The 22,672-nt window shown below is 45.5% G+C and carries 23 protein-coding genes; 20 read left to right on the top strand and 3 right to left on the bottom strand.

All coding sequences use genetic code 11. From position 1 onward, the window contains the following. Window positions 1-254: 254 nt before the first annotated feature. Window positions 255-683, bottom strand: coding sequence for a hypothetical protein (locus AC6RGY_RS02020; protein ID WP_499859326.1), 429 nt, complete (start codon window positions 681-683; stop codon window positions 255-257). 181 nt (window positions 684-864) lie between these two features. Here AC6RGY_RS02020 and AC6RGY_RS02025 point away from each other — a divergent pair, with 181 nt between their 5' ends. The 3 genes from AC6RGY_RS02025 (at window position 865) to AC6RGY_RS02035 (ending at window position 5,019) form a co-directional block, all read left to right on the top strand. Further along, window positions 865-3,303 carry a DUF2339 domain-containing protein gene (locus AC6RGY_RS02025; protein ID WP_499859328.1) on the top strand — a complete coding sequence of 813 codons (2,439 nt, stop codon included), beginning with the start codon at window positions 865-867 and terminating at the stop codon, window positions 3,301-3,303. Between the two features lie 188 nt (window positions 3,304-3,491). Beyond that, window positions 3,492-4,355, top strand: a complete 864-nt coding sequence (locus AC6RGY_RS02030; protein ID WP_499859329.1) for a metallophosphoesterase — start codon at window positions 3,492-3,494, stop codon at window positions 4,353-4,355. 76 nt (window positions 4,356-4,431) lie between these two features. Next, window positions 4,432-5,019, top strand: coding sequence for an LOG family protein (locus AC6RGY_RS02035; protein WP_499859331.1), 588 nt, complete (start codon window positions 4,432-4,434; stop codon window positions 5,017-5,019). A 64-nt stretch (window positions 5,020-5,083) separates the two neighbouring features. On the opposite strand, the gene AC6RGY_RS02040 is transcribed toward AC6RGY_RS02035, so the two are convergent. After that, window positions 5,084-5,911 (bottom strand): SPL family radical SAM protein, encoded by an 828-nt coding sequence (locus AC6RGY_RS02040; protein WP_499859333.1) that lies wholly within the window; start codon window positions 5,909-5,911, stop codon window positions 5,084-5,086. A 280-nt stretch (window positions 5,912-6,191) separates the two neighbouring features. Between AC6RGY_RS02040 and AC6RGY_RS02045 the strand changes: the two genes are divergently transcribed. Then, on the top strand, window positions 6,192-6,926 hold the full coding sequence (locus AC6RGY_RS02045; RefSeq protein ID WP_499859335.1) for a DUF4386 domain-containing protein: 735 nt from the start codon (window positions 6,192-6,194) through the stop codon (window positions 6,924-6,926). A 118-nt stretch (window positions 6,927-7,044) separates the two neighbouring features. Here AC6RGY_RS02045 and AC6RGY_RS02050 read toward each other — a convergent pair whose 3' ends face one another. After that, window positions 7,045-8,499: a catalase gene (locus AC6RGY_RS02050; protein WP_499859336.1), complete on the bottom strand. Its 1,455-nt coding sequence runs from the start codon at window positions 8,497-8,499 to the stop codon at window positions 7,045-7,047. 513 nt (window positions 8,500-9,012) lie between these two features. Here AC6RGY_RS02050 and AC6RGY_RS02055 point away from each other — a divergent pair. The 16 genes from AC6RGY_RS02055 to era all read left to right on the top strand — a co-directional run bounded on the left by AC6RGY_RS02055 (window position 9,013) and on the right by era (window position 22,664). Further along, window positions 9,013-10,593, top strand: coding sequence for a catalase (locus AC6RGY_RS02055; protein WP_499861420.1), 1,581 nt, complete (start codon window positions 9,013-9,015; stop codon window positions 10,591-10,593). Window positions 10,594-10,706: 113 nt separating this feature from the next. Continuing rightward, on the top strand, window positions 10,707-11,051 hold the full coding sequence (locus tag AC6RGY_RS02060) for a histidine triad nucleotide-binding protein (protein ID WP_499859337.1): 345 nt from the start codon (window positions 10,707-10,709) through the stop codon (window positions 11,049-11,051). A gap of 254 nt (window positions 11,052-11,305) precedes the next feature. Further along, window positions 11,306-11,491 carry a 30S ribosomal protein S21 gene (gene rpsU / locus AC6RGY_RS02065; RefSeq protein WP_499859339.1) on the top strand — a complete coding sequence of 62 codons (186 nt, stop codon included), beginning with the start codon at window positions 11,306-11,308 and terminating at the stop codon, window positions 11,489-11,491. Window positions 11,492-11,599: 108 nt separating this feature from the next. Next, the gene (locus AC6RGY_RS02070; protein ID WP_499859342.1) at window positions 11,600-12,043 is read left to right on the top strand and encodes a GatB/YqeY domain-containing protein; all 444 of its coding nucleotides are present in this window, start codon (window positions 11,600-11,602) and stop codon (window positions 12,041-12,043) included. 119 nt (window positions 12,044-12,162) lie between these two features. Next, entirely contained in the window at window positions 12,163-13,512 is a 1,350-nt protein-coding gene (locus AC6RGY_RS02075; RefSeq protein ID WP_499859345.1) for an NfeD family protein, read from the top strand. 70 nt (window positions 13,513-13,582) lie between these two features. After that, window positions 13,583-14,560: a flotillin-like protein FloA gene (floA, locus tag AC6RGY_RS02080; protein ID WP_499859346.1), complete on the top strand. Its 978-nt coding sequence runs from the start codon at window positions 13,583-13,585 to the stop codon at window positions 14,558-14,560. Further along, complete coding sequence (locus AC6RGY_RS02085) at window positions 14,557-15,021, top strand: hypothetical protein (RefSeq protein ID WP_499859349.1); 465 nt, start codon at window positions 14,557-14,559, stop codon at window positions 15,019-15,021. The genes floA and AC6RGY_RS02085 overlap by 4 nt, the downstream gene beginning before the upstream one ends. 76 nt (window positions 15,022-15,097) lie before the next feature. Next, window positions 15,098-15,292 (top strand): alpha/beta-type small acid-soluble spore protein, encoded by a 195-nt coding sequence (locus AC6RGY_RS02090; protein WP_499859351.1) that lies wholly within the window; start codon window positions 15,098-15,100, stop codon window positions 15,290-15,292. A 194-nt stretch (window positions 15,293-15,486) separates the two neighbouring features. Further along, window positions 15,487-15,765, top strand: a complete 279-nt coding sequence (locus tag AC6RGY_RS02095; protein WP_499859353.1) for a YabP/YqfC family sporulation protein — start codon at window positions 15,487-15,489, stop codon at window positions 15,763-15,765. A 13-nt stretch (window positions 15,766-15,778) separates the two neighbouring features. Continuing rightward, window positions 15,779-16,975 carry a sporulation protein YqfD gene (gene yqfD, locus AC6RGY_RS02100; protein WP_499859354.1) on the top strand — a complete coding sequence of 399 codons (1,197 nt, stop codon included), beginning with the start codon at window positions 15,779-15,781 and terminating at the stop codon, window positions 16,973-16,975. 5 nt (window positions 16,976-16,980) lie between these two features. Then, the gene (locus tag AC6RGY_RS02105; protein ID WP_499859356.1) at window positions 16,981-17,940 is read left to right on the top strand and encodes a PhoH family protein; all 960 of its coding nucleotides are present in this window, start codon (window positions 16,981-16,983) and stop codon (window positions 17,938-17,940) included. Between the two features lie 34 nt (window positions 17,941-17,974). After that, window positions 17,975-20,086 carry an HD family phosphohydrolase gene (locus AC6RGY_RS02110; protein ID WP_499859357.1) on the top strand — a complete coding sequence of 704 codons (2,112 nt, stop codon included), beginning with the start codon at window positions 17,975-17,977 and terminating at the stop codon, window positions 20,084-20,086. A 14-nt stretch (window positions 20,087-20,100) separates the two neighbouring features. Further along, a complete protein-coding gene (gene ybeY / locus AC6RGY_RS02115; RefSeq protein WP_499859358.1) occupies window positions 20,101-20,571 on the top strand; it encodes an rRNA maturation RNase YbeY in 471 nt (156 codons plus the stop codon). A gap of 12 nt (window positions 20,572-20,583) precedes the next feature. Then, entirely contained in the window at window positions 20,584-21,276 is a 693-nt protein-coding gene (locus tag AC6RGY_RS02120; protein ID WP_499859360.1) for a diacylglycerol kinase, read from the top strand. 91 nt (window positions 21,277-21,367) lie between these two features. After that, window positions 21,368-21,778, top strand: a complete 411-nt coding sequence (locus AC6RGY_RS02125) for a cytidine deaminase (RefSeq protein WP_499859362.1) — start codon at window positions 21,368-21,370, stop codon at window positions 21,776-21,778. After that, the gene (gene era, locus AC6RGY_RS02130) at window positions 21,756-22,664 is read left to right on the top strand and encodes a GTPase Era (RefSeq protein ID WP_499859363.1); all 909 of its coding nucleotides are present in this window, start codon (window positions 21,756-21,758) and stop codon (window positions 22,662-22,664) included. Before AC6RGY_RS02125 ends, era begins: the two co-directional genes overlap by 23 nt. Window positions 22,665-22,672: the final 8 nt, after the last annotated feature.

The raw sequence follows: 22,672 nt of genomic DNA on the forward strand, positions 1-22,672 counted from the left end.
GGGGTGTTCAGTAGGTAGTTGGATTAGAGTGGATTTTCTGATGAGAGGATGACAATGGGGCGTCAAATCATTTGATTTTCTCTTCTGGTGAACACTGTAGTAGCCCCTTAGTCTTGAGAAAAGAATTAAATAAAAGGACCAAAAAAATCACACTCATTTGTACCTGAGTGTGATTCTTTTTTGGGCCCTTAGAAAAGGCGTATGGAGAGAAAATTAGGAATGTAAATGTGCCGAGAAGAGGTATGTTGGTGTTTTTAGTACACTTCTGCTTCGACATATCCTTCATAACGGTAGTTGGATTCTAGGTCTCTGATGTCCAGGTAAAAAGTACCCGTTTTCATGTTAGTAAAAGTGATGGAGCCAAAGGTGGGGCCATCGAATGATTTATAAGGAGTACAGTTTCCAGTAGATGCGTTACATAAGCGACCATCTAGAGTGAGAAAATCGCTAGCATATAGAATTTTTTCACCTGTCCTATTGTTTATTTTCCACATGTCTTTAGAGAAATCAAGCGTAATGCGGATATCGTTCTCACCATAGGTCGTGGTAATTCCCGCTTTGTCCCATTGACCATCTTCGGTTGAATACCAAGTGCTTTCGTAGGAAGTGTCTGCATGAGCAGGAATTCCTAAGCTGAATAAGGCAACAAATACAGCAACCAATGATAGCAATCTCTTCTTCATACAAATCACCCTTTTTTTATTGATCATTATCACTTTATCAATCTTTTCCATTTGATTCAATAGAAAGAATAATAGAACATTCACAATGTAATAGATAGAAATATTTTCTCATCAGCCTTCTTCCCAATAGTTCCAGATGTGGTAGAATAGCAGGTATCATATGGAAAGGAGTGAAAGGTTATTGTTTCTATTTATCTTCTTTATTCTACCGATGGGTGTTGCTCTGATTGTATTGTATAAGAAACAGGGAGATTTAAAGCAGGAGATGTTGAAGCTAGAACAGATGCTATTGGAAATACAAAGGAAGCATCTTACTGACCTCCAACTGAAAGAGACTGCCCGCGAAGAAAGTTCGAAAGATGAAGCTCATTCTGCTACTTCAGTGGCGAAACCACCGACCTTTTCTTACCCTTCTCAGGAGCCGTCTGCCAATCCTTCTCCTAACGAAAACGTCACAGTAACGGATAACCACTCGGCTAGGACAGGACCAATAGAAAAAGATGCTACGGTGATGGAGTCTTCCGAGGGGGAGAAGAAAGAGGAGAAGGTTTTCTCTTACAATTTGTATGATGAGCAGGAAGAGAAAAGAAGGGAAACGTACTCCCACTATCCGTTGCCACAATCGGAGCAGAGCGGCGATGAAAGTCGAGAGAAAAAAGCTTCTCCTGATTGGGAACTGATCATTGGTGGACGTTGGTTAAATCGAATTGGGGCACTCGCGCTCATTATTGGGATCGGCTTTTTCTTAAAATATGCAGTCGACCATAACTGGATACCTGAGACGGTGCGTGTACTGATGGGTAGTTTACTCGGTGGAGGGCTCCTCTTTTTAGGTGCTCGTACGGATCGCAAAGGGTATGCTATTTTCACACAAGGCATAGTGGGAGCGGGGATTGCCATTCTTGACTTATGTGTCTATGCCAGTTTTCAATTCTACCAACTCGTTCCACAGAGTTTCGCGCTCTTCTTAATGTCGATGGTGACGGTGCTCGCTTTTCAGCAGGCCATTCGCTATCATGCGCTTGCCATATCCATATTAGGGTGGACGGGAGGCTTTCTCACTCCCTTCATTTTAAGTACAGGTGATGCAACTGCTGTTGGGCTGTTTTCTTACATTACCTTACTGGTACTCGGATTTCTAGCCGTTCTCTTAAAGAAGCCAACGTGGGTCTATCTATATCCCTTGACGGTAGGTGCAACCTATGTGGTGTTTCTTGTCTGGATCGCTAGTCAATACCCAACGGAGCAAGTAGGAGTAGGAGTATTTTTTGGCTCGCTCTTCTGGTTCTTGTTCCTTGCGTACGATGGTTATCGGCGTTTACAAGAAAAAGTAAGTTTTGCCCGATTGCATGCCATGGTTGCTTGCATAAATGCTACGTTGTATTTTGGAATTCTCTATTGGCTGTTGCATCCTCACTTTGAGAATGTCGTAGGTATGCTTCATGTTCTCATAGCGGGGTGTTATCTGGCTTTCTACACCATACTGACGCGCAAGAAGAAACCATTTTCTTCTCTCTTCCTTTACATAGGGATGGGAGGGTTATTGGTTGCTGCTCCTATTTTGTTTTCAGGTTATGGTCTCGTTATGGCTTGGTCATTACTGGGGCTGTTGTTCATCGGGGGAACATTGACGGTCTGGAAGCGAGAAAACCCGTGGATCCCGTCCATCATTGCTTTTTCTCTCGCGCTCTTCCGCTTGTTAGGGGTTGAGGATGTCTGGGTCTACGATCCGGATACCTATATGTTCCTATTGAATATGAGGACATTGACGATTTTTCTGCTTGTCCTTACCTTCATTATTGCTGGTCTTGGGCTTAAGAAAAGACAAAATATCACCTGGGCCAGTGTGTTGCTGACGATTTCCACCTGGGTCATCTTTTTGTGGATGTCGATTGAAGTTATTCTTCTCTTCACCTCATGGAGCTCAGGAACAACCGGTGAATGGCTAACGGAAACCCTCCGGTATAGGACTATCTTCACACTCTGTATTTCTTGGTTTATATATGCTCTCCTTCTCATACTGGTCAGTTTGAGAAAGAAGACACTTCCAGTTGCCATCAGTGGTGGAGCGATGGCGATTCTCTCATGGATATCGATGGTAACTGTGGGTATGCAGTATGAACCCCTATCACAATTTACGCTGATTTTGAATGTGCGCTTCCTGGCTTTCCTTTGTTGGATTGGTGGCTTCTTCTACTTGGCTAGGCTCTTTCACCGTTATCAGGAAGACTATCCTTTTATGAAGAAAGCAGTGATTGTAATCCAATTGGTGCTAGCAGGAACCCTATTGGAACTACTAACGGTCGAAACCTATGATAGCTTTCGCTATGCGCTCTCAATGGTGGAGGGGGAAAACTCACTTGTTCATGCCATGCATCTTACACTATCCCTCCTGTGGCTTTTCTTTTCATTCACTCTCCTTACTATTGGTATTTGGCGACGCATGAGATCCCTTCGTTTCATGGCAATGGGGATATTTGCACTTTCCATAGCGAAAATCTTTCTTTTTGATCTAGGGTTTTTAATGCTTCTTTATCGGATATTTTCCTTTATTGGGCTGGGTGCGGTACTGTTATTGGTCTCGTATTTCTATCAAAGGTACAAAGATCATCTGGTATAACCAGTATAGAGGCAAAACATCTTGATGTAATGAATAGAATAATCAAGAAGCAAGTTGCTTTAGAAGATAAAACTGGTTTTTAAGCGAAGGTAGACGCATTATTGGCGAAAAATAGATGCCCTTCTCTTTCCGCACGCCTAAATTCTCTTGTTATAATAGATGGGAATGGAGAGGTTAGAGGAGGACCTATGGAGCAAAAGACTTCACAGAATATTAACCGGCGCGGGTTCCTAAAGAAAACCTGGAAGTGGGGCTTAGGAGCATTGCTAAGTGCAGGGGTATGGGGGAGCTATAGTGCCTTTTATGAGGCCAAATGGATTGAATGGACAAAGCTCTCTGTCTCCCTTCCGCGCTTGCCTCAATCTTTTGTAGGGATGAAGGTACTACACTTCAGTGATTTGCACTTCGGCATGACGATTGGGCAACAGGAACTGGATAAGTTGGTTGAGAAAATGAATCACGTTGCGCCGGATCTTGTGTGCTTTACTGGGGATTTATACGATAAACATTTTGATCTGAATACTGCAGGGCCAGTGATAACCGCACTGTCTAAGATCCAGTCTTCTTATGGAAAATTAGCCGTACTGGGAAACCATGATTTTGGTCCAGGACTCCCTGCGATTGAAGTATTAACAAAAGCGGGCTTTCATGTGTTGCGAAATGGGCAGGTCGAGGTGAAAAAGGGAAGCGATTCTCTCTATGTTGTTGGCTTAGATGATCTTCTCCATGGTCGGCCAGATCTATTAGAGGCAACAAAAGAGGTTCCAAACGAAGCTTGTACCCTTCTGTTAATGCACGAGCCAGACTTTGCAGATCTGGTGGATCCAGCACAGATCGATTTGCAATTGTCTGGGCACAGCCATGCGGGCCAAATTCAGGCGCCATGGATTGGGCCGTTATTAACACCTCCGCAAGGAGGGAAATACCCTGAAGGTCTGAACAAGGCAGATTCTGGTGTATCTATTTATACGAGCCGTGGATTAGGAACGACGATTTTACCTTTCCGCTTTCTATGTCGACCCGAAGTAACGATACTCACATTGACTCAGTAATGGGAGTCGTCATAGTGGAAGACATCTAAGAAGAGCAAGGTCGATCAGGATAGAAAGAAAAAATAGGGGGAAGAGGATGAAACGAATTTGTATCTTTGCCGGTTCTAATGTAGGTTTGCGTGAAACCTATCAAGAGGCGGCAATTCAGTTGAGTAAAGAGCTGGTTCGCTATGAAAAGGATGTTGTCTTTGGTGGTTCCAGTATTGGCTTAATGGGGGTCATGGCCAATACCGTACTTTCAGAGGGAGGCAAGGTGATGGGAGTGATCCCTAAAAACTTGTTTCGCGGAGAGATGGTGCACACCCATTTAACCCAATTGTTTCAAGTGAAGAACATGCATGAGCGCAAGGCGAAGATGGGGGAGCTATCTGACGCCTTTATCGCATTACCTGGCGGGTTTGGCACTTGGGAAGAGGTTTTTGAGGTGATTAGTTGGGGCCAGCTAGGAATTCATCAAAAACCGCTCGGTTTGTTTAATATTGATGGCTTTTATGATCCCATCGTCCAACTCATTGAGCGGGCGATTGATGATGGCTTCATTCCTAAAGAGCATAAAGAGCTGGTCATCTGCGAGAGCGATCCGGCTACTCTCGTTGAGAAACTATTATCTTATCAACCACCGCAAGAAACGAATAAATGGAGCGAACTTCGCTCGAACGAATAGGAGAAGCAGGCGGCTGATTAGTCGCCTGCTTTCTTCGTAGTAATGGAGTGGATGAACAGGTTAGCTAGAAGGGAGCGAAACCTTTTTGGCTTACGTAAAGCTGACCAGGAGGAAATACCTCTCGAAATCGGTTATAGACGATCCGGAAGGCAGCTGGGTCGTACCATTCTTGTAAGCCACACTCCTCATACAAGGAAGATACCCCTAACCGCTTGGTTCGCTTACCGCCACTCCCATCTCCCATAAAGTAATCATCGATACAGACACGCTGCACGACCGACTTCAACTTATTCGGGAAATGATCACTACTAGGTAAGAGGGGGGCAATAGTAGCTTGTGTGGGAACACCCTTCTCTGCTAAAGCGCGGAGCGCATGTAGTCTTGCTTGTATCGGGGGAGTTCCTGGTGTGAAATGTTGACGTATCTCATCAGAGTCTGTTTCGATAGTTATGCTGACGCGTATCTTATCTTTTAGCTGGACAAAGTAGTCGGTATCCCTTTGCACGAGTGGGCTCCGTGTCTGTACAAATAAAAAATCGGGGGGTTCTTCGACCATCACTTCTAGTAATTTTCTCGTTATCTCTTCTTGAGCCTCAATAGGTTGATAAGGATCGGTACTGGAGGATAGAAAAATCGTAACGCTCCCCTTCGTTTTGGCACGTCGCAGTTCTTTATGTAGGAGATCCGCCGCTCCTTTTTTTACATCAACCCATGATCCCCACTCCTCTTTACGAAAAAGGGAGACGGGCATTTGACGAACGTAGCAGTAAGAACAGCCAAACGAACATCCGGTATACGGATTGAGGGAGTGACTATAACCCGCCAGATAACCTGTCCCTTTATTTAGCACTGTTTTGGGATGCTTGTAGAGAATTGTTGGTTTTTTAGCCATGATGGGTAGCCCACCTTTTTCATAATGGATTGTTACTCTCTTAGAGGAAAAGCCTAGACTTGACTTGGTTTGAATGAGAAGGCAGAGTATGAGCTATTTTACCAGCTGTTCCTTCTCGAGTCGGAGGTAAGATTGCATCGCAAGAACGATAGGAATGACATCTTGTGTTGGAAGGATAGGATGAAATGGATATTGAATGCTGCTATAAGTGATCAATATAGAGTAGAGAGAATAAAATGACGGAGAAACGAGGGTGCATCACGCAGAAAGGAATGATTTAATGAAATCAACAAACAACAAGATGGCTCGAATAGCTGGGTTTCTTTATCTTATGGTCATTATTTGCGGTATTTTTGCAGAATTTTTTGTTCGTTCTAAACTGATTGACTCTAGCGATGCAGCGGCGACAGCCAGTAACATCATGGCTTCTGAGTCCTTATTTCGTCTCGGGATTGTAAGCGACCTGGTGATGATGACGGTGTATTTCTTGCTGGCACTTGTTTTGTATGCGTTACTCAAGTCCGTGAATCAAAATCACGCTTTGTTTATGCTGTTATCGGTCTTGGCTAGTGTGGCGATCCTTTGCATCAACATGTTAAATCAATTGGCCCCATTGCTCCTCCTTAGTGATTCCAGTTATACAAGTTTACTCACGGAGGATCAAGTACAGGGGCTCATGTTATTCTTTCTGGATATGCACACCCATGGATACTTTGTTGCACAAATCTTTTTTGGACTGTGGTTACTGCCACTTGGTTATCTAGTGCTTCGGTCAGGTATCTTCCCCCGACTATTAGGCGTGTTGCTGATCGTTGGTTGCTTTAGTCATCTCATTGATTTCTTTATCTTTTTCCTTTCTCCAAGCTTATATCAGTCCATCTCAACCTATGTTACCATTCCGGCTAATCTCGCAGAATTTGCCTTTGTTTTTTGGCTATTGATTATGGGTGCCAAGAATCAATCAAAGAAGAGTCCGTTGAAAAGAGGAACGACTCCTTCTTTTTCCAACGAGTAAGGGAAGAGAAGGGGAGTTTTCCTCTAAGCAAGGCATGTTAAGCAGCAAATAACAGCCCCCTTGCCTACATAGGCAAGGGGGCTGTTCACGCTCGCAAGAGTTCGGATATGGCAATTACTTATACAAACTGCCCTAGGTCAACGCCTAGTGCTTCTGCTAAGCGCTCACCGTACTCTTTATCTGCACGGTAGAAATTGCAGACGGCCATTAATTTGGTTTCTTCTTGGACTTGAGAGAGGTCGCCTACCAAGTTTTTAATGAGGTTTTCTTTTTCCTGTTCGCTAAAGGACTGGTACCGTTCACCTGCTTGTTGGAAGTCGAGCGTTTTGTAGATTTTCTGACGACCCGCATTTCCTTCAAGGGGTGTTTCTGGCTCCAAGTATTCTGGGTGCTCAACCGGACGATTCTCGTCGCGGTTCGGTTCATAATTGACCGGAGAGATATCGGTGTTTGTCTGCATCAAACCATCCACCTGATAATTGTTTATTTTTGCATAAGGGCAGTTAACAGGTAGATTCAAATAGTTGGGTCCCAAGCGATGCCGTTGTGTATCAGGATAGGAGAACAGACGTCCTTGTAATAACTTATCTTCGGAAGGTTCAATTCCTGGTACCGTAGCATTCGGTGAGAAAGCCGATTGTTCTACTTCTGCGAAGAAGTTCTTAGGATTGCGATTGAGCGTCATCCGTCCGACCAACTGCCATGGGAATGCTGCCTCTGGCCACATCTTGGTGGGGTCCAATGGATCAAACTCGAAGTTATCCATCTCTTCTGGCTTCATGATTTGAACATACAGATCCCACTCAGGATAATTTCCTTCTTCAATGCGATCGTATAGATCACGAGTAGCGTGGTTGAAATCTTCCCCTTGTACCTGTGGCAACTCTTCTGCGCTAAGGTTTTTCACTCCGGATAGTGGTTTCCAGAAATATTTGATGTAAGAAACTTCTCCCGCAGCGTTCACCCATTTAAAGGAATGGACGCTGTACCCTTCCATCTGGCGATAGTTAGCAGGGGTACCGTAATCGGAAAGAAGCCATGTCATCATGTGAGTCGATTCAGGAGTCCGTGTCATAAAGTCCCAATAGCGATTTGGATCTTGGATGTTGGTATCGGGTGCTGGTTTGAGCGAATGAACCATGTCGGGAAACTTGATCGCATCACGGATGAAAAAGATAGGAAGGTGGTTTCCCACAATATCATAATTGCCTTCATCCGTGTAGAACTTCGTAGAGAATCCACGTGGGTCACGTGCTGTCTCAGGGGATCCTTTGGAATGGATCACAGTGGAGAAACGAACAAAGACGGGTGTCTCTTTGCCTTCTTCGTGCAAGAAAGACGCTTTGGTATGCTCTTTCATGCTGTTAAATGTTTTAAATACACCGTGGGCACCCGCACCACGAGCATGAACGACACGTTCAGGAATACGTTCACGGTCGAAATGGGCAATTTTCTCTATTAAATGGGCATCCTCCAATAGGGTTGGGCCACGTCGTCCCGCCGTGCGGGAGTTTTGGTTGTCACCTACTGGTCTCCCTTGATTTGTCGTTAGTCGATTTTTATGTTGATCCATATTGTTCATCCTCTCTCCTGATAGTCAATATTTATTTATAATAATTATAAAGTAATACATAATATCAACTGTGTCAACCACTATCCTGTCATGATGTACGAAAAAAGTTTCTAGTTTACTGGGGCCTCTTTGAACAGTTAAGAAAAATGATGGTCCCAATTGATGAAACATTGCTTTACTAGATGGAGAAAATCAAGACGTTTATCTTGGTAACGAGACATCAGGAGGGATCTTCTGTTATTTAACTACCTTTTTCTCCTACTTATAAAACTTCTCTTTTGTGAAAAAGGAGATTCGATTCTACGAAAGCTGTTGTGCGTTTTAAGGAAGACAAATGGATTTTTTTGAGTATAAATCGAGCAAAAATAATCCAACTTAAGGGTGAAAATCATCTGTTTACAATTTCATGAAAATGGAGGTTGAATTCGCATGGAGAAGGATATGAAAAAGGGTGTATCGCATCCCCTGAAGAGTAAACCAGATGATGGTGAGGGGGGACCACTGGATCAGCGGATGGGCGTGAATGAATCGAAGGAAACACTTACCAATCGTCAAGGGCATCCGGTTTCCTACAATCAAAATCTCCGGACTGTAGGGAACCGCGGGCCGGCAACCTTAGAAAATTATCATTTTATAGAGAAGATCTCTCACTTTGACCGTGAGCGGGTGCCAGAGCGGGTGGTACACGCTCGCGGAGCAGGTGCACATGGGTACTTTGAGGCGTATGGAACGGTGGACGGGGAGCCGATCGCGAAGTATACACGGGCCAAGTTGTTTCAAGAAAAAGGAAAGCGTACTCCGGTCTTTGTCCGCTTCTCTTCAGTGGTACATGGCGGACATTCACCGGAAACCTTACGCGATCCTCGCGGATTTGCTACGAAGTTTTACACGGAGGACGGCAATTGGGACCTTGTGGGGAATAACTTGAAGGTTTTCTTTATTCGTGATGCGATGAAGTTTCCCGATCTTGTCCATTCTTTTAAACCCGATCCCGTAACCAATCGTCAAGATAATGAACGGATATTTGACTTTCTCAGTAACACTCCCGAATCGATGCACATGACGACTTTTCTCTTCTCTCCCTGGGGGATTCCTGCCAATTACCGCATGATGCAGGGGTCTGGTGTGAATACGTATAAATGGGTGAACAAAGAGGGAGAAGCGGTTCTTGTCAAGTATCACTGGGAACCGCTACAGGGCATTAAAAATCTCTCACAGAAAGAAGCGGAAACGATTCAAGGGATGAATTTTAATCACGCCACACAGGATTTGTATGATGCCATCGAAGAGGGAAAGTATCCAGAATGGGAACTGTGCGTTCAGATCATGAGTGATGACGAGCATCCTGAGTTGGATTTTGATCCGCTCGATGATACAAAACTATGGCCACGAGATCAATTTCCCTTTCTACCTGTAGGGAAGATGACGCTCAACAAAAATCCGGAGAATTATTTCGCTGAGGTGGAGCAAGCCGCCTTTGGAACCGGCGTACTCGTCGATGGATTGGAGTTTTCCGATGATAAGATGCTACAGGGGCGTACTTTCTCTTACTCGGACACGCAGCGGTATCGGGTAGGGGCCAATTACACGCAATTACCGATTAATCGTCCGCAAAAACATGTTTCCACAAACTTACGCGATGGTTCGATGACGTACTATGTTGATCAAGGAAGAGAGCAAAATCCACATGTCAATTATGAACCGTCGTCACTCAATCATTTGAAGGAAGCTCCTGAGTCCGGACCGGAGTATACACCATCCATATCAGGTAACTTGGTTCGTGAATCGATTGAACGAACCAATGACTTCAAACAAGTAGGAGAAACGTACCGTGAGTTTGACCAATGGGAACAAGACGAACTGATCGGAAACCTCGTCGATGCGCTGAGCGAATGTCGGCAAGATATACGCTCACGTATGATTGATATGTTGAAACAGAGTGATCAGGAGTATGGCAGTAGATTGGAAGAAGGATTAAAAGAAGCGGATATGATAGGAACTTCAAGTGATTCCGGTGCTTTCATGGGATCTCCGCGCTCTGATGCAGCAGTGAAAGATGCTGAGAACATGGGGCATTCCACTGATGGGTATTAGGAAGGAAGTCTTCAATGCTACAAGAGAGAGAAATCATTTTCTCTCTCTTTCTTTACTTATTTGAGAATCTTTTGATATGATGAAAGAACTACATACAGGAGGTGCATCCAATTATGGCAGACTGTATTTTTTGCGGCATCGTGGAAGGAACGATTCCTTCCAAGAAGGTGTATGAAGATGAAGAACTGCTTGCTTTTCATGACCTTTATCCGGCTGCTCCAGTCCACATCCTCATTATCCCTAAGAAACACATTCCCTCCTTGCAAAAGGTGGAAGCGGCGGATCAAGCACTCATCGGCCGGATGGTGGGCGTGATACAGCAACTTGCTCAAGAATTAGAGATAGATGAGAAGGGTTTTCGTGTGGTGAACAACTGTGGAGAAGAAGGAGGTCAAACCGTCGACCATCTTCACTTTCACCTGTTAGGCGGTCGTTCACTAGGGTGGCCACCCGGTTGATCGCAAGAGACTCTTTGACACTTTTAAAGACGGCATGTATAATAAACTTGATATGGCTTCATCCATAAATGAATGTCATGGTACCCAGGCTCCTGCATATGATGCAGTGAGGTTGGTGTGAGCACGTCTTGGGATGGGTTGCAAAAGATATCCAAGCAGTCTTGTCTGGGTCATTTGACCCGCTGATAGGCTCCCCAAGGGTGTGGCCACTTATAAAGAGTGGTTTCAGTTGGCCCGTGGAGGGAGGGAGAAGCATGCCGGAGATTCAAGTACGTAAAAACGAATCGTTGGACAGTGCGTTACGCCGTTTTAAGCGCTCTTGTGCCAAATCGGGTGTAATGTCCGAAGTGAAAAAGCGTAAACACTATGAGAAGCCCAGTGTGAAGCGTAAAAAGAAATCGGAAGCCGCACGTAAGAATAATAAACGACGTGCTCGCTAAGCTTACGATCTTGTATGTACCATTTCATAAATAGATAGGGTACAACAAGTGGCGCTTAAGCACGCTCAGATAAACGAGCGATGGGGCCTTCAAGGAGGCATATCTTAGGTGAGCATGATTAAGCGATTGCAAGATGATATGAAAATCGCTCTCAAAGAAAAAGACAAAGCAAAATTAAATGTGATTCGTCGTTTGCGTTCGACGATGAAAAACCAAGAGATTGACCAAAAAAAGACGTTGTCAGCAGATGAGGAAATGGACGTTGTTGTACGTGAGTTGAAGCAAGTGAAAGATTCGCTGAATGAATTTGAAAAGGCGGGTCGGGATGATCTTGTGGCAAACATGCGTGCAGAGGTAACCATCCTCACGAACTATCTCCCAGAAGCATTAACGGAGGAAGAACTGGAACAACAGGTGGATGCTGTTATTCAAGAAGTAGGTGCTTCCTCAAAAGCAGACATGGGAAAAGTGATGGGGGCTTTGCTTCCACGCGTAAAAGGGCGTGCTGATGCGAAATTGGTCAGTCAAATGGTGCAACAGAAATTAAGTTAAAACAGCGTGGTTTCACGCTGTTTTTTTGAAATTGACTTCATGCATTGCTGTCTCAATGGCATAAAAGAGTGAAAATGATGGTTACTTAGAAAAGATAGCTGGTCGGAAAGGGAGAGAACATGAAGCGTTTACGTCTTTTGGGCTATGTCGGCATCCTTTTCCTATCTTTCCTGTTGCCGTTCTTTATGGACGAAGTGAGTGTCTTGGCCAAACCAGAAGAAAAAGTCGTTTACATGATTCCGATTGAGGAGACGATCGAACAAGGATTGGCCCAGTTTTTGGATCGTTCCTTGACAGAAGCGAACGAGGCGGGAGCAGACGCCATTTTGCTAAAGATGAATACGCTTGGTGGCAGTGTGGATGCTGCATTAAATATTGGTCGTACGATCCGTGAATCAAAAGCACCGGTTACTGTCTACATACAAGGAGAGGCGATTTCAGCAGGTGCCTATATTGCCCTTAATGCAGAGAAAATTATGATGACGCCGGGAAGTTCCATTGGGGCGGCCGAACCGAAAACGTTAACCGGAGAAGAAGCAGACGCGAAGACGGTTTCATTCTGGTCCTCCAATATGCGATCTGCCGCGGAATCTACCGGCAAAGATCCTGAGATTGCCCGCGGGATGGTGGAACGGGATCTGGAGATAGAGGGCGTAAAAAAGCAAGGTGAGTTGCTCACCTTGACTGCTCAACAAGCGGTCGAAATGAATATGGCGGATCGTGTGGTAGAAAGTGACGAAGAGGTCTTGCGTGCCCTAGGATTGGGTGATGCGAAGCAGGTCTCTCTCTCCTTGAGTCCCAGTGAACAACTGGCACGCTTTGTTACCAGTCCTTTTGTCTTTCCCATCCTTTTTCTGATTGGGATGGCAGGGATTGCGATCGAGCTCTTTTCTCCTGGATTTGGCTGGCCAGGTGCTCTGGGAATTTCAGCGTTTGGTCTTTATTTTTTTGGGCATTATATCGCTGGATTTGCAGGATGGGAGTCCATTGTACTCTTTGTCGCAGGGGTTATCTTAATGGCTATTGAGTTGTTTGTTCCCGGCTTTGCCGTATTTGGTGTACTGGGGATTATCTCTCTAATTGGCTCCGTCGCCTTGGCTGCCTACGATGCGACATATGGTATGGTTGCCTTTCTTATTGCATTTGCAGTGGTGATTGCAGGGATGGTGATAGCGATGAGATTCTTTGGTAAACGGGGTGGTTGGAAAGGGATCATCCTAAGAGAAGAGCAAAAAAATGATGCAGGTTACATTAGCAATCTAGGAAAGAATAGCCTGTTAGGGCAAGAAGGAACGACGATGACTCAATTGCGTCCCTCTGGCTGGGCGATGATCGGGGAAAAACGTTATGACGTGATCAGCGAAGGGGGATTCGTTCCGAATCATGCACGCGTTAAAGTGGTGCAAGTTTCTGGGGCGAGTGTCGTGGTACGTGAGATAAAGGAAGAATCATCAACTGAAGAGAAGTAAGTGGTGAATGGAAGTAGAGTATAGATAGGCGGAAACAAGTTTTCCTACTTTGAAAGGAGAGAAAGTGTCGATGGAAATCCCTATTCTAATTTTAGTGGTGTTGGCTATTATTGCCCTCTCCATTTTGTTTACCTTCGTACCAATTATGCTCTGGATTTCAGCTTGGGCTTCGGGGGTTTATGTTGGCTTGAGTACGCTCATCGGGATGCGTCTTCGTCGAATTGTCCCGTCCCGAATTGTGAATCCCTTAATTAAGGCACGAAAAGCGGGGTTGGATGTGCAAATTGATCAACTAGAGACGCACTATCTAGCGGGCGGAAATGTGGACCGTGTGGTCGATGCTTTAATTGCTGCCCAACGAGCCGAAATTGATCTCGTCTTTGAACGAGCGGCGGCCATCGATCTAGCCGGTCGAGATGTATTGGAAGCCGTACAAATGAGTGTAAATCCAAAAGTGATTGAAACACCGGTTGTATCGGCTGTAGCCAAAGATGGAATCGAAGTGAAGGCCATTGCTCGTGTGACCGTTCGTGCCAATATCGAACGTTTAGTCGGAGGAGCGGGCGAAGAAACGATTATTGCCCGTGTGGGTGAGGGGATTGTTACCACCAATGGCTCCGCCGATAGTCATAAAGAAGTACTAGAAAATCCTGATTTGATTTCCAGCACCGTGTTAGAAAAAGGATTGGATGCAGGCACTGCTTTTGAAATCCTCTCCATCGATATTGCGGATGTGGATGTAGGGAAGAACATTGGTGCGAAGTTGCAAACGGATCAAGCGGAAGCGGACAAGAATATTGCGCAAGCCAAGGCAGAAGAGCGGCGTGCCATGGCTGTTGCGAATGAGCAAGAGATGAGGGCTCGGGTGGAAGAGATGCGCGCCAAAGTGGTAGAAGCAGAAGCACGTGTTCCAGAAGCGTTGGCGGAAGCCTTAACCAATGGGAAACTGGGTGTGATGGACTACTACAACTTGCAAAACATTATGGCGGACACAGACATGAGAAAATCAATTGGGAACCCGGAAACCGATATGGGTGAAGAGTCGTGATTTTGCTAGTGGATTTGGGGATGATTTTTGATGTTTTGTTTCAAACACCTGCAGGTCCATTATTGCTAGCTGGCATCGTTTGGTTTCTAACAAAGGTTACTGCTGCTCTAAAGGAAGAGAAAGAGCAAAGAGAAAGACCGCTTCCTCCTTCCAGGCAACCAAAATCCCAGCAACCTTCTACTGGGCCATGGGCGCAATTGGAGGAAGAAGTGGAGAATCGCATGGAGATGCTTGAAGAAACTCCTCTCTCCTCGATTCCTTCTCGGCTAGAGATGCTTACGGAAGAGGAAAGTCCGCAGAAGCTTGTGAGGGAGCCTCTTAAAGTGCAAAGAGAACCCAATCAACAACAAGGTTCCGCACTGCGAAGAGCGCGCCAAAAAGAGTGGGCGCGCGCAGTGGTTTTTAAGGAAGTACTGGATCAGCCACGTTCCAAAAGACCCTGGCGCCCGCATTCACGCTAAATTGGACTGGTAATAGTTCGTAGGAGTGAGCCTTCCTCTTGGGGTCATACTATGTGCCAAGAGGAGGTGAGAGGCGATGGGAGAGACGCGTAGCAGACGGAGCAATCAGCTCTTGGTGCCCGGTGCGGCATTTGCTTTACAGCAATACAAAGAAGAAATCGCTGCTGAATTTGGTGTTCAGCCAGGTCCAGATGAAACCGCACGTGCCAATGGATCGATTGGTGGAGAGATCACCAAACGCCTGGTTCAGCAAGCTGAACAACAACAATAGCAAGCAATCAATGAAATCTTAGGAACCCGAGCTTACGGACACGGTGTGTCGATGAAAGCTTGGGTTCTTTTTCGTGAAGAGAACGTGAAGAACAATACCTGCTCGAACGATTCATCAAGATCAAGCTGTTGTGATTTTGCTCATAAAGCCTCTTTACCCTGCATATGGTGGTAGGGAGATGGAGGGCTCGGACTATGCGTGGTATGAGTGGGAAAATCAAAAAGATGGCAGCAGATTGGTTAGATGTCCCGTCAGATGTGGTGACCAATATTCCGCGTATTCTTATGCTGGGTTCCCAGCAGCTGCGGGTGGAGAATTATGTGGAAGTGGAAAGCTTTTGTAGTACCAGTTTGATCCTCAAGCTGGGAAAAGGTCAGCTGCATATTCAAGGTCGTCAGTTGATGATTCGCAGCATCTATCCAGAAGAAGTCGTCATTGAAGGGGAAATCACAGAGATCCAGTTTCAGGACTAAGGGGGAGATGAAGGTGGCATCCAAATTACATGGACGAGTGGTGCTCCATTGTCGAGGCCCTCATCTCACCTATCTCATTAATCGCGCCCGCAAGTCTCGCCTGCAACTAGAAAATATTCGTTGGTTGGGAGACGAACATCTGCAATTGGTTGTATCTATTTCAGATTTTTATCAATTGCGTCCCTTACTGAGAGAAACAAAAACCAAGATCCGTATTAAGAAAAAGATAGGACTGCCCTTTTTGATGTACCGATTGCGTAGAAGGAAAGGGTTTCTTATTGGATTGGCTGCTTTTTTTATCTTACTCTATTTGCTGAGTTCCTTTGTATGGAAAGTAGAAGTGGAAGGGAATGAACAAATTCCACAGAAGGAAATATTACAGGTAGCACGTGAGCAGGGCATTTATCCGGGACAAGTCCAATTTCGTTTGCCCGAAAATGATGATATTCAATTTGAGCTTACCAGGGAGTTGCCTCAAGTCACGTGGGTCGGCTTTCGGATGGAAGGAACACGAGCCATCATTACTGTGGTAGAAAAACAGAGCGTTCGGAAAGAAGAAGGAGAAGAGGATCTGGGACCCGTCCATTTAATCGCGACCCGGGATGCTTATATTTATCAGATGAAGGTAGAGAGAGGGCGTCCAGAAGTAGAAGTGCGTGACATGGTAAAGAAAGGCGATCGCCTTGTGTCGGGCATTTATGGCAACACGGAAGATGATGGCTTGCCACAGACGATTGTGGGTGCCAAGGGAAAGGTGTGGGGGGAGGTTTGGTATGATTCCGAAGTGACCATTCCTCTGACACAAAAGCGAAAAGTGTATACGGGTAAGCGGGATACAGCATATCTTCCCTATATTGGTCACTCCATGATCCAGCTACCCTTTCTTGGAGAAGTTCCCTACGAGCAATACGAAACGATCCACAATCTACATACACTAACATTTGGGAACATACGGATCCCGCTAGGCTGGGTAAAAGAAGAACGGTTGGAAATGAACTGGGTAGCCCATGAACTATCGGAGAAAGAAGCGCTACAGCTGGGCATGGAACAGGCACAAGCAGATGTAAACGAAAAAATTGGACAAGAAGGGCGGATTTTGGAACAAAAAGTTTTGCACCATCGCGTCGACAGTGGTAAAGTTTATATGAAGATACACTTTGATGTCGTAGAAAATATTGCGACTCCAGAACCTATCTTGCAAGGGGATTGAGCCATTTGCAAGCAAACACACAGAAGAAAACCATACAATTGGAAAATGCAGAAGAAGCCTTGACTCTGTTCGGACCACACGATCAATATTTGAAACAAATTGAGCAACTTACAGAGGCGAAGATTGTGACTCGTGGAGCCGAATTAAGATTGACAGGATCGACGGCAGAAGTAGAGGTATTGGAAAACCTCTTTCGTGTTTTACTGACGTTGATTCGCAAAGGGATTACGTTAACCGAACGAGACATGGTATATGCTTACCGTTTAGCTAGCGAAGGGTTAGCGGATGAGCTTTTGGAACTGTTAGGAGAAGTCATTGGAACAAGCCACAAAGGGAAATCTGTACGCGTCAAAACCTTGGGTCAAAGAAGGTATGTGAGTGCCATCAAGCAATCAGATATCATCTTTGGTATTGGCCCTGCCGGGACAGGGAAAACCTTTTTGGCAGTTGTCATGGCGGTCTCTGCACTAAAAGAGAATCGAGTGAAACGTATTGTTCTCACCCGACCCGCTGTAGAAGCTGGAGAAAGCTTAGGGTTTTTACCCGGTGACCTTCAGGAGAAGGTAGATCCGTATCTCCGTCCGCTCTATGATAGTTTGTATCACATGTTTGGAACGGAGCAGGTGACCAAATTAATGGAGCGTGGTGCGATCGAAATTGCTCCCTTGGCGTATATGCGCGGGCGTACCCTAGAGGATTCATTTGTGATCTTGGATGAAGCGCAAAATACAACGCCTGAACAGATGAAGATGTTTTTGACCCGTTTAGGGTTTGGCTCGAAAATGGTGGTAACCGGTGATGTTACCCAAGTGGATTTACCTAAAGGGAAACAATCTGGACTGAAAGAGGCGGAGCGTGTGTTAAACGCGGTCGAGGAAATTCCCTTTATCTACCTCGCGCAGGAAGACGTGGTACGTCATACATTGGTGCAACGTGTAATTGACGCATATGCGCGTGAAACATAAAGGGAAAGACGAGTCTCTTAAGGAGTCGGTTAAATTGAAAAAGCAGACAGAGAAAAAAGCACAACGAAACCAGAAAAAACCTACTTTCTCAGCAGGCTGGCGACAAAGTCGTCGCCTGCGCTTTTTACTCTATGCTACTTTTGGGATCGTTCTTTTTACCCTGTTGATGGGGCATATTTTTCCTGAGCAATATGACTTATCAAAAGGATCAGTAAGTAAAGAGGTTGTCGTCGCTCCGCTTACGAAGGTGAACGAGAAAGCGACAGAAGAAGCACAAGAACAAGCATCACAATCGGTGGAAAAGCAGTTTCGCTTGGAGGAAGAGATCACCGGAGTCCAGTTGGATAAGATGGAGAGCTTGTTTGCTGACTTAAAGAACATCCTTTCGGATAAAGAAATGAGCAGTGAAGAGAAAGAACAGCAAATCGAAGAGAAGTACCCCAATTTTTCTGAAGCCTTCTATAAAAGAATGGCGGAGATGAAAGCAGGACAACTATCAGAGGTTCAAGTCGTTGCCCTGCAATTGTTGGAACAAACCATGCAAGATGGTATACGGAGCGAAGAAGACATCCAGGTAAAACGGTCGCGGGTTGATGAACTACTCGTAACTTCTTCGCTGGAGAGTAATGCTCGCTCCATTGTCCGTGAATTAACCCATCATTATTTGGTGCCCAATGAAATATTTGATGAAGAACGCACAGAAGCAATGCGTGAGGCAGCGCGAGAAAGTGTGGAGCCCATCATGATCAAGAAGGGAGAGGTCCTGGTTTCAGAAGGAGATGTGATTACCGCTACGCAATATCTCCAACTAAAGGAACTGGGCCTCTTAAGCGATGAAAATAACCCACAACTTTATATTGGGTTGGCGCTTCTTGTCATCGTATTGGTCTTGCTACTTTATTTCTATACCTTGCGCTTTCATACAGAAATTGATCAAGACAACGGACAGCTCACCTTGCTCTTAATTGTTCTTCTCCTTACGAGTGTGTCCATGAAAGTGGTTGCACTGGGTCAAAATCTAGAATATAGTGCGATTGGCTATGTTGCTCCGGTCGCTTTAGGGACGATGCTGATTACGTTGCTTTTGGATATTCGGCTCGCTCTGTGGAGTGCGCTCATGATCTCCGTGTTGGCGAGTGTGTTTTTCAATGAAGGGAACCATCTCTTATTTGATTATCGCTATGGTTTTGTCGCCCTAACCAGCTCAGCAGCAGCGGCTTTTGCCTTATCGGGAGCGCGCAATCGGACATCAGTGTTAAAGGCGAGTTTTGTCGCCTCCCTTGTGAGTATTTTCCCGATCATGGTCAACTATTTCTTCATATCTGGAGAAGGAAATCCCCTCCTTCTCCTGCAATCCATTGGTTTTGGAATGGCGGGAGGACTGTTTGCAGGGGTATTGGCCATCGGATTGTTGCCACTGTTTGAGGCGATGTTCGATATTTTGTCTCCGCTAAAACTGTTGGAGTTGGCTAGTCCAAACCACCCACTACTACGGAAGCTACTGGTACAGACCCCGGGAACCTATCATCATTCCATCATCGTGGGCAATCTGGCTGAGGCGGCGGCTGAGGCCATCGGAGCGGATGGTTTGTTGGCGAGGGTGGGAGCCTATTATCATGATATGGGCAAAACCAAACGTCCACAATTTTTTATTGAGAATCAAATGCATATGGAGAATCCACATGATAAACTATCACCAAACCTGAGTAAAAGCATTATTTTGGCTCATCCGCGCGATGGAGTAGAGATGTTAGCTAAATACCGCATTCCAAAGCCGATTCGCGATATTGCAGCACAGCACCATGGAACAACCTTACTTAAATTCTTTTACTATAAAGCCAAAAAACAAGCGGATGGGGCCCAAGTTTTAGAAGGGGATTATCGTTACCCAGGTCCTAAAGCACAATTTAAAGAAGCGGCGATCGTAGGGATTGCGGATTGTGTGGAAGCCGCTGTTCGTTCGCTCGCACGACCCACACCAGCAAAGATTGAGGGAATGGTGCGTAAAATCATTCAAGATCGTTTGCAGGATGGACAGTTTGATGAATGTGATCTGACACTAAAAGAGTTGGATCAGATCTCTCGATCCATATGTGAAACCTTAAATGGGATCTTTCACTCGCGCATCGAGTACCCGGCTAGTTAAAGGAGCAGATCAGCATGACTCTCATCATAGATATACAAGTGGAGACCCACTTAACGAAGGACGAGAAAGAAGTGCTAAGTTGGATTGAAACTTGTTTGACGGCAGCAGCCACCATTGAGAAGAAACCGGCAGTGGAAGTAGCGATTACTCTGGTGGACGATGAAGCGATTCACCAATTGAATCGGGAGTATCGGGAAGTGGATCGACCGACAGATGTTCTCTCTTTTCCCCAATGGGAACGGGGGGAAATCGAGGCGATGTCCCCATCAGATGAACCACTCCTATTGGGAGACATCGTCATTTCGGTAGCTCGTGCACGTACACAAGCTGAAGAGTATGGACACTCTTTTGAACGAGAGCTCGGCTTTTTGGCCGTGCATGGCTTTCTTCATTTATTGGGATATGATCACTTGACAGAAGAAGAGGAACGGGAGATGTTTACACGGCAAGAAGCCATTTTGGAACAAGTGAATCTGCAAAGATAGGGTGGTCACTCGATGTGGATTGCAAAATTAATCCAAAGCTTTCGATTTGCCCTTGAAGGGCTCAAGTATACACTTGTCACCCAACGGAACATGCGCATCCATATTGTGGTTGCGCTTGTTGTCTTGTTTTTAAGCCTCAGTCTGCCTGTCGACAAAGTAGAAGTGCTGTTATTGTTTTTGACTATCGTTTTGGTATTGGTTGCGGAGTTGTTTAATACCGTTGTAGAAGCTGTGGTAGACATGGTCACCAAAGAGTACCATCCCCTCGCAAAAGTAGCGAAAGATGTAGCGGCGGGGGCGGTGTTGCTTTGTGCGGGATTGGCTGTGGTGGTCGGCATCTCCGTTTTTTATCCTTACTTAGAATCATTGACCGTTACGGCTTGGCGCTACTCTAGCACGCCATTGGATATGCGAATTACGGCTATTCTTGTGTTTGACTTCTTTCTTACTTTATTATTAAAAGGACTCTTGCTTCGTCAAAAACAAAGTGCTTGGGAGCCGAGCATGACGACCTCCCTCTCCTTTTGTATTGCCACCTTGTTGGTGGGATTGATTCCGAGGCTCTATGTGGCCCTCTTGGTATATACCCTAGCGGTTTTAATTGCCTATACCCGCTTTCGCCTTAACATCCGTCGCACACGGCCGGTTGTGATAGGTGCAGGCTTGGGGATTATTGTGGCGATGATGGGCTTGCAGTTAATCTGAGGAGTGGAGACACGCTTTGTTTACGGATAAATCGCAGAGATAGATGTTAGGAGTTTTCGTTAAGCACTTTTCATTAGAAGGAGGAAGTAGGATGGAAGAACGTTTATTGCAAGAGGCAAAAGAAGCACGGAAGCGTGCGTATGTTCCCTATTCAGGTTTTGCTGTGGGAGCAGCCCTCTTAACATCGGAGGGGGAAGTGATCCATGGATGTAACATTGAGAATGCGGCCTATGGCCTTTGCAACTGCGCGGAACGAACAGCACTCTTTAAAGCGGTTTCCGAAGGGAAAACAATCTTTCGGCAGATGGCGATCATAGCAGATACCCATGGACCGGTCTCGCCTTGTGGAGCTTGCCGGCAAGTCATGACAGAATTATGTGCTCCTGATATGGAAGTGATTTTGGGTAACCTACAAGGAGAATCTCATACGACCACCGTAGCAGAGTTGCTTCCAGGGGCCTTTGGAAAGGAAGATTTAAATGCAGGAAAAAGAAAATTATAAATCAGGATTTGTCGCCTTGATCGGGCGACCCAATGTGGGAAAGTCCACATTGATGAATCACTTTCTCGATGAGAAAATCTCTATTATGTCAGATAAACCGCAAACCACACGTAACCAGATCCGTGGGGTTTTGACCACCGACGAGGGCCAAGTGATCTTTCTGGATACTCCGGGCATTCATAAGCCAAAATCTCGTCTGGGTGACTTTATGGTGAAAATGGCACAAGCCACTTTTAGCGAAGTCGACCTCATCTTGTTTCTGGTGGATGCAGAAGAGGGAATGGGTCCAGGGGATCGGTACATAATGGAGCACTTGAAGCAAGTAAAAACACCGACCTTTTTGGTGGTGAACAAGATTGATCGGGTTCATCCAGATCAATTGCTTCCTCTTATTGACCATTACCGTAAGTTGATGGACTTTGATGAGATAATTCCCATTTCCGCCCTAGAAGGGAACAATACCCCTTCCCTGATGAATTTGATCTTTGATCGGTTGCCGACAGGACCTCAATTTTATCCACCCGATCAAGTGACCGATCATCCCGAACAATTTATTGTGAGTGAATTGGTAAGAGAGAAAGTGTTGCAATTGACGCATGAGGAGATTCCCCATTCGGTGGCAGTGGTTGTGGACGAAATGACGAGACGGGAAGAAGGCAAAGACCTCGTCTTTATTCGCTGTACCATTTTTACCGAGCGTAAGACCCAGAAGGGGATTCTCATCGGTAAGCACGGCGCTTTATTAAAAGAAGTAGGACGGAAAGCGCGGGAAGAGATCGAACGCTTACTTGGTTCGCGTGTCTATTTGGATTTATGGGTAAAGGCGAAAAAGGATTGGCGAAACGAGCAACATCTATTGCGGCAGTTTGGTTATCGCGAAGAATAGAAGTCGTC

The sequence above is a fragment of the Mechercharimyces mesophilus genome (genome assembly GCF_059818345.1).